Raw genomic sequence first — 12826 nt, forward strand, 5'->3', positions numbered from 1 at the left:
CAGTACGGTGTTATCCGATCTGCGCCAGCACCGCCGAAGCGATCTTGTCCGCCTGAGCTTCGAGATATTCCACATCACGCCCTTCCACCAGCAGGCGGATCAGCGATTCCGTGCCAGAGTACCGCAGCAGCACGCGGCCATAGTCGCCCAGCTTCTTCTCGGTCTCCTTGATGATCTTCTGCGCCTCCGCCAGCTGGTCCACCGGCGGCTTCGCACGCACACGCAGGTTGCGCGCGCACTGCGGGAATTTTTTCAGGCACTTGCGCAGCTCGCTCAGCGGCTCGCCGGTTTCCTTCATGATTCGCAGCACCTGCAGGCCCGAGATCAGGCCGTCCCCGGTGGTGGCCCAGTCGCCAAAAATGATATGGCCGCTCTGCTCGCCGCCAAAGTTCAGGCCCCGTGCACGCATTTCTTCCAGCACGTAGCGGTCGCCCACGCCTGTGCGGATCACGCGGCCGCCCAGCCGGGACACGAGATCATCCAGCCCGTAGTTGCTCATCACCGTCACCGCCAGCGTGTTCTGCTTCAGCGTTCCTTTGCGCAGCATGGACTCGGCAGCGATGGCCATCAGCTCATCGCCGTCCAGCGCGATGGCCAGCTCGTCGCACAGCGCCCCGCGGTCGGCATCGCCATCATGCGCGATCCCCGCCTCCGCCTGGCACTGGCGCACGATGCGCTCGATCTCTTCAGAATGCGTGCAGCCGCACTCTTCATTGATGTTGAAGCCGTCCGGCTCGGAGTGGAAGACCTGCACATCCGCGCCCAGCTGCTCCAGCGCCAGCGCGCTCGTAAAGGAGGACGCGCCATGCGCGTTGTCCAGCGCCACGCGCATCCCGTCCAGGCGCACGCCGCCCATCGAGGAAACCGCATGCGCCACATAGCGGTCCACACCGTCCGCCAGCTTCGTGATGCGGCCGATCCCACGCCCCTCAGGGCGCGGCGTGTCTTCCGTGCCCAGCACCAGACGCTCGATGGCAGACTCCGTCTTGTCGTTGAGCTTGTGCCCGTCGCCGTGGACAAATTTGACCCCGTTGTCCGTGAAAGGATTGTGAGAAGCGGAAACAACGATGCCAAAATTGGCCCCGAGCTGCGCGCTCAGCATCGCCACCGCAGGAGTCGGCAGCTGGCCGGCCAGAATTACGTCCACACCGGCCGAGTTCAGCCCGGCGGCGATCGCCGACTCCAGCATCTCCCCTGAGGCGCGCGTGTCACGGCCCAGCACGGCTTTGGGGCGCTCCCCGCCCTCCGGTTTCCCGCCGAGCACGACGGCGGCCGCCTGCGCAAGGCGCATGACGAACTCTGGGGTCATTGGATGACGATTGGCCACGGCACGAACGCCGTCGGTGCCGAAGAACTGACGCTTTTCAGACATAGGACCGCGCTTCTAGCGCAGGACTTCCTGAGTGTCAAAGCCCGGCGGCGCCGCTCAGCACTGTCCCGGCTCCGCGCGGCGGCGCAGTCCCTGCATTGGGCGGCGAAAGCATCGGCTCCAGCTCCGAAGGCAGTTGCACAGGCGGCGGTATCACTGGCGTGAGCTGCGGCGGCGCCGGAGACGTCGGCACCGGCAGCCTCGGCGCCGGCATGGGGTACGTCGGCATGTTTCGGGCGTCCTGCGCCTTGATCATGAACCAGAACAAAAACGCCAGCACCAGGGAGACGATCTTCTCCCGCCAGTTGCGTATGATAAGTTCTTTAAGCTGATGCCCCCAGTTCATGACTGCCCTCCGTTGCAGATTCCAACCCAGCGCCTGCCCCCTCCGTGAGGATTTCATTGATCCGCTGGCGCAGCTTCGCCGGCTCCAGATCATGCTCCAGCCGGCCCTGAAAGCACAGTGAAAGAGCTCCCGTCTCCTCGGAAACGACCAGCGCTATCGCATCCGTCTCCTCCGAAATGCCCATCCCGGCACGATGCCTCAGACCAATCGCGCGGTCCTGGATCTCTCGCTGGCTCACCGGAAAAACACAGCCTGCGGACGAAATCCGCCCCTGGTCAATGATCGCTCCGCCATCATGCAGTGATGTCTTCGGGTGGAAAATGGTGGTCACCAGCTCATTCGATATGACCGCATCCAGCTCCACGCCAGACTCGGCGTACGGCTTCAGGTCGATGCCGCGCTTCAGCGCAAACAGCGCCCCGCAGCGCCTTGAGGACAGCTGCTGCATCGCCTCCATCAGCACATCCAGCACCTCCGGGTCAGGACGGTTGAAGGAAAAAATACGGCTGCTTCCCAGCTCTGCCAGCACACGCCGCAGCTCCGGCTGGAAGATGATCACCAGTGCTATCGCCAGAAAGACCGAAAAGCGCTGCAGCAGGCTGCTGATGACAGACAGCTCCAGCAGCAGCGAAAGCAGCGCCAGACTCAGCAGCAGCACCAGCAGGCCCGTCAGAATGCGTGCACCGCGCGTCGCACGGAAAAAAAGATATCCGTGATACGCCAGCGCAGCGAGGATCAGTATCTCCACGCCGTCGCGCCAGTGCTCTGTCAGAAAGTTCCACATGCCGTTCGCTCCATGCTGCTCTGTGGAACTATCGCACGGGGTGTTTTGTTTCTCAAAAGAAGAATCGTTTTGGCCTGCGATTCACGAAGGCTAGGTTGCGCCAGATGCCTCCCACCAGCCCAAGCACTGCACCCCGGCCCGATCAGAGCGATCTGTTTGGCACCCCCGCCGCTGCAGCGCCTGCCCCTCCCTCACACGTACGGATCGCACGCGTTCAGCTCGAAGGGGCCGCCGCCATGGAGCTCGACTACGCCATCCCCGCCCACCTCAAAGACGAGATCGTCGTGGGCTCGCGCGTGATGGTGCCTCTGCAAAACCGCCGCATGAATGCCGTGGTCCTCGAGCTGCTCGACGACTCCCCCCACCGCGGCCGCCTCAAGGAGATCGCCTCCTTCGTCGCCAAGCGCCCCATGTTCACCCCCGGCCTGCTCAAGCTGGCGCGCTGGATCGCCGAGTACTATCTCGTCTCCGTCCACACCGTGCTGCGCACCATGCTTCCTCAGGCCGTTCGGGACAAACCGGGCAGCTTCGTCATGGACAGCCATCTCAGGCTCCTGCGCGAACCGCCTCCTGAAGAGTTTGAAAAGCTCCGCCACAAAGCCCCCATGCAGGCTCGCGTGCTCGACATCCTCCGCAGCTGCCGCGGCGAAGCCACCCTCAGCCAGATCCGCCGTGACCTGCCACGCGCCGCCTCCATCCTCAAGCCTCTCCTCAAGGCAGGCTGGATCACCCGCAGCGAGGTGCGCGTGGAGCGCGACCCTTTCCAGGACGAAGCCTTCCTTCCCACCCAGGCCCTCACATTCACCCCGGAGCAGCAGGCCGCCTACGCACGCGTCTCCGCGGCGCTCGACACCTCCGGCCAGACCCGCCCCATCCTCCTCCACGGCATCACCGGCAGCGGCAAGACCGAGGTCTACCTCCAGGCCATCGCCCGTGTGCTCGAGCGCGGCGGCACCGCCCTCGTCCTCGTTCCGGAGATCGCCCTCACACCTCAGACCATCGAGCGCTTCAAGGCGCGCTTCTCAGACCGCAGCGATCGCATCGCAGTCCTCCACAGCCACCTGAGCGATGGCGAACGCCACGACGAATGGTTCAAGATCCACGAAGACCGCGCAGACATCGTGATCGGTGCCCGCAGCGCCATCTTCGCGCCGCTGGAGCGTCTCGGCATCATCATCGTCGACGAGGAGCACGAGCCCTCCTTCAAGCAGGACGAAACACCCCGCTACCATGCACGGGACGTCGCCGTCGTGCGCGGCGGCATCGAAAAATGCGTCGTCCTTCTCGGCAGCGCCACACCCAGCCTCGAATCCTTCGAAAATGCCGCAAACGGCAAGTACGAGCTCCTCCGGCTCATGCAGCGTACCGACGGCCGCACCCTCCCCCTCATCCGCATCGTCGACATGCGCATGGAGCGGCGCAAAGGCACCGGCACCTCCGTGGCCAATGCCGGCATCCTCTCCGAAAAGCTCCGCGCCGCCATCACCTCACGCCTCGAGAAAAAAGAGCAGACCATCCTCTTTTTGAACCGCCGCGGTTTCAACACCTCCATGGCCTGCCTCGCATGCGGAGAGACCATCCAGTGCCAGGACTGCAGCATCCCCATGACGCTCCACAAGCACGAAAACCGCCTCGTCTGTCACGTCTGCGGTTCCCGGCGCCTCCCCCCCTCCAAATGCCCCTTCTGCCATGAGCCCGGGCTCAAGCTCGCAGGCTTCGGCACTGAGCGCGTCGAAACCGTCGTCCGCGAGGTCTTCCCTCACGCGCGCATCGCCCGTGTGGACACCGACACCATTCAGCGCAAAAACCAGCTCCGCGACTTGCTCCGCGACTTCCGAGCCCAGAAGCTCGACCTCATCATCGGCACCCAGATGATCGCCAAGGGCCTTGATTTCCCCAACGTCACCCTCGTCGGCGTGTTGAATGCCGACCTCGCCCTCAATCTCCCCGACTTCCGCGCCGCGGAACGCACCCTCCAGCTTCTGGTTCAGGTCGCCGGCCGCGCCGGCCGCGGCGAGGTCAAAGGGGAGGTCGTCGTGCAGACCTACGCCCCCCACAGCCCCGCCGTACAGTTTTCACGCCACAACGACTTCGAGGGCTTCGCCCAGCAGGAGCTCGAGCAGCGCCGCGCTTTTCATTACCCCCCCTACACACACGTCGTCATTCTCGCCAGCCGGGGAAAACACCAGACCATGGCGGAGTTCGCCCTCCAGACCCTCCATCGCCGCCTCCTGGAGGGCCTCCCCGAAGACGTGCTCATCGGCGAGCCCGCACCTTGCGCCATGGCCAAGGCCCACGGCCAGTTCCGTTATCAGCTCCTGCTCCGGGCCGCCAAAATACGCCCCCTCTGCCGCCACATCCAGCAGGTCCTCCAGTCCACCTCCCTCCCGGCTGACGTTATTGTCACTTGGGATGTTGACCCCGTCTCACTTTTGTAAATTATCCTTTGTCGATTCGAAGAATCGAAGGGAACGTTGACATCAAGCGTCCCGATTCAATATTCCTACTTCATGACGACAGAGAAACGCACCTCCTGCCTCCGCCTCGGATGCCTAGCCATCCTGGCCTTTGCGCTTTCTGCCTGTTCAAGTCCGGTCAAAGGCCCTGGGGGAACCATCGCCAAGGTGAAATATTATCACCTGATGCCCTTCTTCACCCCTCAGACCACCAACCAGACCATTCTGTTTGAGCGCCAGCACTACATTTACGGCGCCGTCACCAAAAAGGACATCGTTGACCGCTTCGGCCACTACTACGCCTTCTTTTGGAAAGCCGATGACCGCACCGGCCCCGTGACCGTCAAATTCGAATACCAGCAGGCAAAATCAGGCCTCAGCAAGCGCGTTCAGGAGCTGGTCATCGATGACATCCACCGCAGCAACGTCGCCAAATTCCAGGTCGTCGGCTCAGAATATCAAAAAAGTGGCCGGGTGATCGCATGGCGCGTCAGTATTTTGCGAGGCAAGGAAGAACTGGTCAGCCAGCAATCCGCGCTCTGGAACTAACTCCGCAACGCATGACTCCTCCCACTCATATTCTTGTTGGCACCATCGGTCGCGTTTTTTGGATGAGGGTGGACGGCAGAGGGACCTTTCAAAACAGTCTTCAGGCCAAACGGGCCCTCCAGCGCGTCGTCGATCAGGGCATGCGCAATCTCGTCGTCGATCTCGAGCGCTGTCCCATGATGGACTCCACCTTTCTCGGCATGCTCACCGGCGCGGCCCTCAGCCTCCGCGAGTCTGGCGGCGGCGGCTCCCTCAGCGTCGTCAATGCCAACCAGCGCAACCTCCAGCTCCTCACCAGCCTCGGCCTCGACCACATTCTGGAACTCGACCGCGACGGCAAGCTCTGGGAAGCCGAACGCAAAAAAGTCTGCGACGCCCTCCAAAACTGCGGCGAAACCACCGCCGAGTGCAAGGAAGTACAGACTCAGCACGTGCTCTCTGCACATCAGGCCCTGGCCGATGTCAGTGACGCCAACGAAAGCCGTTTTCACGATGTGATCGAATTTTTGGAAAAAGAGCTGGAGGCTGGCACATCTGCTGTTCCCGCCTAGGCGCCACCCGGATGAGCCGGGCCGCCTTTTACACCCATGATCATCGCTCTCCTTGTCCTGATCGTACTGCTGATGACGGCGGGACTGGTAATGCTGGCTAAGATTGCACGTCAGCAAAAGCACGCCATCGCAGCCCTCCGCGCCGAAGAGGAGGCCATCGTCGCCGAAGAACGGCGCATGTTCCATTACCTGCACGACCTCGGCGAGGCCATCTGGCGCGACGACCAGCAGGCCTCCATGTACCGCCTGATCGTTGAGGGGGCCATCCGCGTCACCCAGAGCACCGGCGGCGCCCTCTACCTCTACGACGAAGCCTCTCAGCAGCTCGTCCCACGCCACTATTCCGACTTCTGCGCCCCCCTCATCAGCCTCCCCGAGCGTGTGCGGCAGCAGATGAAGGAAAACTCCGCCACCCTCCTCAGCACGCTCCGCATGCATGCTGAAAAAGTCCAGTCAGGCCTCCTCGGCAGCGTTTTCATGCAGCAGAAGACCGAGCTCCTGCCAGACCTCGGCACCGACTCCCGCCTGGGCGAGCACCTCGTCCCCTCTCAGCAGCATGTCACCGCCATGATCGGCCCCCTCAGCTTTGGCGTTCGCAGGCTCGGCGTGCTGGCCGTCACCTCCCCCAAGGACGGCCGCAGCTACAACGCCAACGACTTCGAAGTCTTCAATTCCCTCATCGAGCAGTCCGCCTTCGCCCTCGCCAATGCCATGTCTCACCAGGAGGCGTCAAAAAACCGCATGGACCAGCAGGAGCTCCAAACCGCCAGCCAGATCCAGAAAGTCCTCCTCCCGGACCGCGACCCTCAGGTCCCCGGCTTCATCATCGCCGGCAAAAACATCCCCGCACGCACTCTCAGTGGCGACTACTTCGACTTCCTGAGCCTGCCCGACGGCCGCTTTGGCGCCGTCATCGCCGACGTTTCAGGCAAAGGCCTCGGCGCTGCCATGATCACCGTCATGTGCCGCACCCTCATGCGCGCACAGTCCCAGATGTACGAATCCCCCAGCGCCGTCCTCGCCGCAGTCAACCGCCAGATCGCCCCGGACATACGCGAAGACATGTTCATCACCATGTCCTACGTTGCCATGACGCAGGACGGCTCCAGACTCACCCTCTCGCGCGCCGGCCACAATGCCGCCCTGCTCTGGCGCCAGGCTTCCGGCAAGGTCGAGTCCATCCACCCCCCGGGACTCGGCGTCGGCATTGACAAAGGCGCTGTCTTCGAGCGCGTCACCAAGGACGAAAGCTTCGAAATGCTGCCCGGAGACTGCCTCCTCCTCTACACCGACGGTGTCAATGAGGCCATGGACGCCAAAGGCGTCGAATTTGGCGAAGATCGCGTCCAGCAGGAGCTCGCCAAACATGCCCCCAACGGGCCCAAGGCCGTCATCGGCGGCATTATCATGGATTTGGAGCACTTTTTGAAAGGTCGGCGCTCCCATGACGACATCACCTTGATTGCTATTCAGAAGACGGCATAGTCGCGGCCCCCCAAAAAACCGCGAAATCCTATGACCGAGCCGAGTCCAGACACGACCCAGCAACCCTCTGCTGAAGAAATCCCCAGCCCTGAAGCCGCCGCGCCCGTCGAGGAGGCTGCTCCGCTGGACCCCATCACAGCGCTCACCCAGGAAGTCGAACGCTGGAAAGACATGGCCTACCGCAGCCAGGCCGAACTCGACAACTTCCGCAAACGCTCCGCCCGCGAGGCCCAGGAAACACGCGCCTACGCCAATGCCGACCTCCTCCGCGCTCTCTTCCCCATTCTCGACAATTTCGACATGGGCCTCGAAGCCGCCCGCGCCGAATCCGAAAAATCCATGATCTTCATGGGCATGAGCATGGTCAGCCGCCAGCTCCAGGACTTCCTCCGTGAAAGCGGCGTCCAGGAAATCGAGGCGCTCAGCAAAGCTTTTGACCCCAACCTCCACGAAGCCGTCGCCCAGGAGCCCAGCACCTCCGCACCGGAAGGCACCATCATCCGTGTCACCCGGCGTGGTTACAAGCTCAAGGACCGCCTCCTCCGCGCCGCCAGCGTCATCGTTTCCAGTGGTCCCGCAGCCACCCCAGAGGCGTAACCCTCTCTCTACCCTCCCATGGCTGACAAACGCGATTATTATGAAGTCCTCGGCGTCTCACGTGACGTCTCTGCCGAGGATTTGAAAAAAGCCTACCGCAAGCTCGCGGTGAAATATCACCCCGACAAAAACCCGGACGACAAATCCGCCGAAGCCAAATTCAAGGAAGTCGGCGAAGCCTACGACGTCCTCAGCGACGAGCAAAAGCGCGCCGCCTATGATCGCTACGGCCATGCCGCCTTCGCCGGTGGCATGGGCGGCCCCTCCGCAGGCGGTGGTGGCTTCCACGATCCGTTCGACATCTTCCGCGAAGTCTTCAGCGGCGGTGGCGGCGGCATTTTCGAGCAGTTCTTCGGTGGTGGCGGTGGCGGCGGTGGTCGCCGCCGTGACGGCCCCCAGCGCGGCAGCGACCTGCGCTACGGCATGGAAATTTCCCTCGAAGACGCCGCGCACGGCGTGGAGCGTGAAATCGAGTACGAGCGCAGCGCCTCCTGCAAAACCTGCTCCGGCTCAGGCTCCGCCAGCGGCGGCGGCAAGAAAACCTGCCGCACCTGCGGCGGCGTCGGCCAGGTCATCAGCTCCCGCGGCTTCTTCCAGATCCAGCAGACCTGCCCCGACTGCAGCGGCAGCGGCGAAATGATCAGCGACCCCTGCCGCAGCTGCCACGGCACCGGCCGTTCCAAAGAACGCACCAAAGTCCGCGTCAAGGTCCCCGCCGGCATCGAGGACGGCTCCCGCCTCCGCTCCACCGGCAACGGTGATCTCGGCGTCAAAAACGGCCCCGCCGGAGATCTCTACATCGTCGTCCAGGTCAAGCCCCACGAAATCTTCGAGCGCGAAGGCAACGACCTCCACTGCGACATGCCCCTGTCCTTCGGCATCGCCGCCCTCGGCGGTGAGATCACCGTCCCCACCATGGAGTCCAAGGCCTCCGTCAAAGTGCCCGCCGGCACCCAGAACGGCACCACCTTCCGTCTCCGTGGCAAGGGCATGAAAATCCTCGGCGAAGACCGCTACGGCGACCTCTACGTCCACGTGCAGATCGCCGTCCCCACCAAGCTCAATGCGGAACAGCGCGCGAAGCTCGATGAATTTGCCAAATCCCTCGGCGAGCAAACCTCCCCCATGGAGGAAAGCTTCTTCGAAAAGGCGAAAAAGTTTTTCCGCTAACCGCCCATGACCACCCGCGATCTGCTGACTCTGACGAAGTTCCGCCTCAGCGCCCTCGTCATCGTCACGACGTTTGTCGGGTTCTGGCTGCGTGCCCCCAAGGGCTTCGACTTCTGGCTGCTTTTTCACACCATCATCGGCAGCACCCTCGCTGCCTTTGGTGCCGCCGTGTTCAATCAGCTCATGGAGATCGAGCCCGACTCGCGCATGCAGCGCACCTCAGACCGTCCCCTGCCCTCCGGCCGCGTCAGCCCTTCGGCAGCCTTCGGCATCGGCTGGCTCCTCAGCGCCTGGGCCCTCATCCATCTCACCATCCAGGTGAATATGGAGGCCGCCGCGCTCACCGCCCTCACCCTCGCGGTATACCTCTTCATCTACACCCCGCTGAAGCGTCAGAGCGCCACCAACACGCTCGTCGGCGCCGTCTCCGGCGCACTGCCTCCCCTCATCGGCTGGGCCGGTGCCGCCGGGCCCCTGCCTGCGGGCTCCGTGCCGCATTTCCGCTGGGAGCTCATGGCAGAGCCGGGGGCCATCTACCTCTTCCTCCTCCTGTTCCTCTGGCAGCTCCCTCACTTCCTCGCCATCAACTGGATGTACCGCGACGAATACCGCAAGGGCGGCTTCGTCATGCTCGCCAATGACGACGAACACGGTGCCCGCACCTCCAAGCACGCCCTCGCCTACGCCGTCAGTACCGTGCTCCTGATGTTCTATCCCGTTTACGCCGGTGCCGCCTCGGCATGGTGGTTCCTTCCCCCTGCGCTCCTCCTCAGCGGCTGGCTCTGCATGCTCGCCTTCCGTTTCAACCGCCAGCCCGAACGCGCCTCAGCACGCAAGCTTTTCTTCTGCACCCTCATGTATCTCCCGGGCATTCTGATCGTATCCATCCTTGCCTGGAAACACGCGTAAACCGCACCTCCATGAACGAATCCCCCCCCAAAGCCAAGCTCAGCCCCTGGACCATCTGGGTGCCTGTCATCATCGCCGTTCTAGGCCTCGTCGTCTTTTACAACTACCTCATCTACCGCTCCCGCATCGACAACGACGTCAACCGCCCTCCCATCCTGGGTCGCCTCGAAAAAGACCTCGAGCTCACCGAGCGCAGCGGCAAAACCGTCCACCTCGAAGATCTCAAGGGCAAAGTCCTCGTCATCTCTTGGGTCTTCACCCGCTGCCCGCGTGGCTGTGCCGCCGTCATCGCCAAGCTCAAAAAGCTCCAGTCAGAATTCGCCAGCGAACCCGGCGTCCACTTCATCAGCTTCACCCTCGACGCCGATGACACCCCCGAGATGATGCAGAAATTTGCCCGCGGTCTCGACATCAAGGACGACGCCAATTGGTGGTTCGTGAATGGTGAAAAAGACGCCGTGCGCAAGTTCATGACCAGCCAGGTGCAGTTCCGCCCCGTGCAGGACATGCCTGAGGCCGAGCGCCTCTCCCCGGACGACAAATACATCCACGACCTTCGCGTCGCTGTCGTTGACCACCGCGGCCATCTCCGCCGCCTTGAGGACATCCTGAACGGAGATCCCGAAGCCGCCAAATTCTGGGATGGCAAAATCCGCGAAGACCTTCGCTACCTCCTCGCTGACCAGAAAAAGGCCCCCTACAAGCCAGCCTCCTCAAACTGAATCATGGACGTCACCGAACTCCCCAAGCTCTACACCATTTTCAACGGCTGCGCCCTGGTGCACATCCTCCTCGGCCTCACCATGATCAAGCTCGGCCATAAAAAGCCGCACATCGTCAGCATGATCATCGCCCTGCTGTTCTCCACCGCCTTCCTCGGCTGCTACCTCTACTACCACTACCACGCGGGCCACGTGAAGTTCGCCGGCACGGGCCTCACACGCCCCATCTACTTCACCATCCTCTTCACCCACATTCCCCTGGCCATACTCAGCCTGCCCATGATCATCATGACCGTGGTCCCGGCCCTGCGCAGCCGCTTCGACAAACACAAGCGCGTCGCCAAATGGACCGTCCCCGTCTGGCTCTACGTCTCCGTCACCGGCATCATCGTTTACCTCATGTGCTACGTCTGGTACGGCCCGCCCATCCGCGGATAGGCCAAAACCTCTTCAATCAAAAATCGATTGTTCATCAATCGTCAATCACGTGCGCCCAGGACGCGCCTAAGCCGGAGGATTGACGATTGTCGAGCCTTCGATTTCTGATTTTCTAGGTTCCAAACCACCGGACAGGCTGTCGCTACATCCATCCTACGGCCAAACCTCACTCCTCAAACTTCCACGACTTCTGCTTCGTCGGTTTGAGGTCCGTTCGCCCGCGTTTCTTCCGAAACACATCAAACACCACGTCGGACCCGTCCGCCTTCATCTGGTGCACCATTTGCAGCAGCACCCCCAGGCGTCCTTTCGGAAACCCCGCCTTGTTCGCAAACCACCCCAGATACTCCGCCGGAATGTCATAGATCGGCACCCCGTTCGGCGGGAAATGCTGCGGCCCGTACTTCCCAAACGGCATGAACGTCCGCCCGATCTCCTCAAAATCGGCGCGCATCCGTGCTTCCAGGTCGTCCATGCCGCAAAGTAGTGCGGGCAATCCTGCCCGCGAGTACCTTCTGTAGCCGCAAAAAGAGACTGGGGCTATTTCACCGCCTCAGCGAGCCCCCCGCACCAGCTCCTCCACGATCTCCTCCGTGCCAAGAAACGGCAGCGAATAGTGCCCGTCCTCCTCCTTCAGAGTGAGCGTGGCATTCGGAATCTTCTGCACAAACCGCTCCACCATCGAAGCCGGGATGTTGCTGTCACGGCCCCCATGCCAGTAGCGGATGGGAAAGCTCACACTGCCCAGATCAATGCCCCAGTCGCTCGAATAGATGTTCCCATCCAGCCTCACCGCATGCACCGGAGACGTCACCCCCACACGCCCGCTCGTCGTCAGAATGCGGTACAAGTCCGGCCGCGCAAAGGCCTGCTGGTCGCGCTCGCACATCTTGCACACCTGTGCCGCCACCAAAGGCGATGCCGCTGGCAGCCGCATGAACTGCGCCGCCACCGCCAGCCCCGCCCCCAGAAACCACGGCACCCGGTCCTGCGCCCACAGCGCCAGCCGGTAGGCCCACAGCAGATCCTTCGTTCCCACCTCCCGCAGCGGCGGCGCCCCGCAGACCACACCCGCGCTCAGCAGCCGCTCCGGCATCGCATAGGCGCAGGCCAGCACATACGGCCCGCCTCCCGACACACCCAGCACATGAAATTTCTCCCACCCGAGATGCGCCGCCAGCTCGCGCATATCCCCAGGCCAGTCCAGCAGCCGGCGCCCCGGCTGAAAATCCGAAAGCCCGATCCCCGGACGGTCCGGCGACACCACACGCAGGCCAAACTTCTTGCCCGCTTCATCCAGCATCTCTCCCTGCAGCCGCGAGCCCGGCCAGCCATGGAAATAAAACATCGGCACCCCGCTCGGATCACCGTATTCCGCATAGCCCAGCCTCCTGCCGTTTGAGAGGGTCACTCTATGGTCGCTCATGGCAGGGATCAGACTACAGTTTGC

General features: G+C 62.7%; 14 protein-coding genes. 9 read left to right on the forward strand and 5 right to left on the reverse strand.

What is annotated here, in order from left to right:
• Positions 1–10: 10 nt before the first annotated feature.
• The 3 genes from glmM to cdaA are packed head-to-tail and all read right to left on the reverse strand — an operon-like array spanning position 11 to position 2499.
• On the reverse strand, positions 11–1372 hold the full coding sequence (gene glmM / locus ACFQDI_RS15390) for a phosphoglucosamine mutase (RefSeq protein ID WP_377168305.1): 1362 nt from the start codon (positions 1370–1372) through the stop codon (positions 11–13).
• A 34-nt stretch (positions 1373–1406) separates the two neighbouring features.
• Positions 1407–1715, reverse strand: a complete 309-nt coding sequence (locus tag ACFQDI_RS15395; RefSeq protein ID WP_377168307.1) for a hypothetical protein — start codon at positions 1713–1715, stop codon at positions 1407–1409.
• Complete coding sequence (gene cdaA / locus ACFQDI_RS15400) at positions 1693–2499, reverse strand: diadenylate cyclase CdaA (protein ID WP_377168309.1); 807 nt, start codon at positions 2497–2499, stop codon at positions 1693–1695. Before cdaA ends, ACFQDI_RS15395 begins: the two co-directional genes overlap by 23 nt.
• Before the next feature lie 104 nt (positions 2500–2603).
• Between cdaA and priA the strand changes: the two genes are divergently transcribed.
• From priA to ACFQDI_RS15445, 9 genes are all read left to right on the forward strand, one after another.
• Positions 2604–4937, forward strand: a complete 2334-nt coding sequence (gene priA, locus ACFQDI_RS15405; protein ID WP_377168311.1) for a replication restart helicase PriA — start codon at positions 2604–2606, stop codon at positions 4935–4937.
• A 72-nt stretch (positions 4938–5009) separates the two neighbouring features.
• Positions 5010–5504 carry a hypothetical protein gene (locus tag ACFQDI_RS15410; RefSeq protein WP_377168313.1) on the forward strand — a complete coding sequence of 165 codons (495 nt, stop codon included), beginning with the start codon at positions 5010–5012 and terminating at the stop codon, positions 5502–5504.
• Positions 5505–5515: 11 nt separating this feature from the next.
• Positions 5516–6055, forward strand: a complete 540-nt coding sequence (locus ACFQDI_RS15415; RefSeq protein ID WP_377168315.1) for an STAS domain-containing protein — start codon at positions 5516–5518, stop codon at positions 6053–6055.
• 36 nt (positions 6056–6091) lie between these two features.
• Positions 6092–7540 (forward strand): PP2C family protein-serine/threonine phosphatase, encoded by a 1449-nt coding sequence (locus ACFQDI_RS15420; protein WP_377168317.1) that lies wholly within the window; start codon positions 6092–6094, stop codon positions 7538–7540.
• A 30-nt stretch (positions 7541–7570) separates the two neighbouring features.
• The gene (locus ACFQDI_RS15425; RefSeq protein ID WP_377168319.1) at positions 7571–8137 is read left to right on the forward strand and encodes a nucleotide exchange factor GrpE; all 567 of its coding nucleotides are present in this window, start codon (positions 7571–7573) and stop codon (positions 8135–8137) included.
• 18 nt (positions 8138–8155) lie between these two features.
• Positions 8156–9307, forward strand: a complete 1152-nt coding sequence (gene dnaJ / locus ACFQDI_RS15430; RefSeq protein WP_377168321.1) for a molecular chaperone DnaJ — start codon at positions 8156–8158, stop codon at positions 9305–9307.
• 6 nt (positions 9308–9313) lie between these two features.
• Positions 9314–10216, forward strand: coding sequence for a heme o synthase (gene cyoE / locus ACFQDI_RS15435; protein WP_377168323.1), 903 nt, complete (start codon positions 9314–9316; stop codon positions 10214–10216).
• Positions 10217–10227: 11 nt separating this feature from the next.
• On the forward strand, positions 10228–10938 hold the full coding sequence (locus ACFQDI_RS15440; protein ID WP_377168325.1) for an SCO family protein: 711 nt from the start codon (positions 10228–10230) through the stop codon (positions 10936–10938).
• 3 nt (positions 10939–10941) lie between these two features.
• Positions 10942–11376 carry a DUF420 domain-containing protein gene (locus ACFQDI_RS15445; RefSeq protein WP_377168327.1) on the forward strand — a complete coding sequence of 145 codons (435 nt, stop codon included), beginning with the start codon at positions 10942–10944 and terminating at the stop codon, positions 11374–11376.
• 166 nt (positions 11377–11542) lie between these two features.
• Here ACFQDI_RS15445 and ACFQDI_RS15450 read toward each other — a convergent pair whose 3' ends face one another.
• Positions 11543–11851, reverse strand: coding sequence for a putative quorum-sensing-regulated virulence factor (locus tag ACFQDI_RS15450; protein ID WP_377168329.1), 309 nt, complete (start codon positions 11849–11851; stop codon positions 11543–11545).
• 78 nt (positions 11852–11929) lie between these two features.
• Entirely contained in the window at positions 11930–12802 is an 873-nt protein-coding gene (locus tag ACFQDI_RS15455) for an alpha/beta fold hydrolase (protein ID WP_377168331.1), read from the reverse strand.
• Positions 12803–12826 lie beyond the last annotated feature (24 nt).

Origin of the sequence: Prosthecobacter fluviatilis, assembly GCF_042655725.1 — a bacterium.
GTDB lineage: Bacteria > Verrucomicrobiota > Verrucomicrobiia > Verrucomicrobiales > Verrucomicrobiaceae > Prosthecobacter > Prosthecobacter fluviatilis.

Excerpts from the sequence above, each read along its gene's own strand:
- ACFQDI_RS15425 (WP_377168319.1), top strand. The coding sequence starts at position 7,571 with ATGACCGAGCCGAGTCCAGACACGACCCAGCAACCCTCTGCTGAAGAA.
- dnaJ (WP_377168321.1), top strand. The coding sequence starts at position 8,156 with ATGGCTGACAAACGCGATTATTATGAAGTCCTCGGCGTCTCACGTGAC.
- ACFQDI_RS15445 (WP_377168327.1), top strand. The coding sequence starts at position 10,942 with ATGGACGTCACCGAACTCCCCAAGCTCTACACCATTTTCAACGGCTGC.
- ACFQDI_RS15415 (WP_377168315.1), top strand. The coding sequence starts at position 5,516 with ATGACTCCTCCCACTCATATTCTTGTTGGCACCATCGGTCGCGTTTTT.
- glmM (WP_377168305.1), bottom strand. The coding sequence starts at position 1,372 with ATGTCTGAAAAGCGTCAGTTCTTCGGCACCGACGGCGTTCGTGCCGTG.
- cyoE (WP_377168323.1), top strand. The coding sequence starts at position 9,314 with ATGACCACCCGCGATCTGCTGACTCTGACGAAGTTCCGCCTCAGCGCC.
- cdaA (WP_377168309.1), bottom strand. The coding sequence starts at position 2,499 with ATGTGGAACTTTCTGACAGAGCACTGGCGCGACGGCGTGGAGATACTG.
- ACFQDI_RS15450 (WP_377168329.1), bottom strand. The coding sequence starts at position 11,851 with ATGGACGACCTGGAAGCACGGATGCGCGCCGATTTTGAGGAGATCGGG.
- ACFQDI_RS15440 (WP_377168325.1), top strand. The coding sequence starts at position 10,228 with ATGAACGAATCCCCCCCCAAAGCCAAGCTCAGCCCCTGGACCATCTGG.
- ACFQDI_RS15395 (WP_377168307.1), bottom strand. The coding sequence starts at position 1,715 with ATGAACTGGGGGCATCAGCTTAAAGAACTTATCATACGCAACTGGCGG.
- ACFQDI_RS15410 (WP_377168313.1), top strand. The coding sequence starts at position 5,010 with ATGACGACAGAGAAACGCACCTCCTGCCTCCGCCTCGGATGCCTAGCC.
- ACFQDI_RS15455 (WP_377168331.1), bottom strand. The coding sequence starts at position 12,802 with ATGAGCGACCATAGAGTGACCCTCTCAAACGGCAGGAGGCTGGGCTAT.
- ACFQDI_RS15420 (WP_377168317.1), top strand. The coding sequence starts at position 6,092 with ATGATCATCGCTCTCCTTGTCCTGATCGTACTGCTGATGACGGCGGGA.
- priA (WP_377168311.1), top strand. The coding sequence starts at position 2,604 with ATGCCTCCCACCAGCCCAAGCACTGCACCCCGGCCCGATCAGAGCGAT.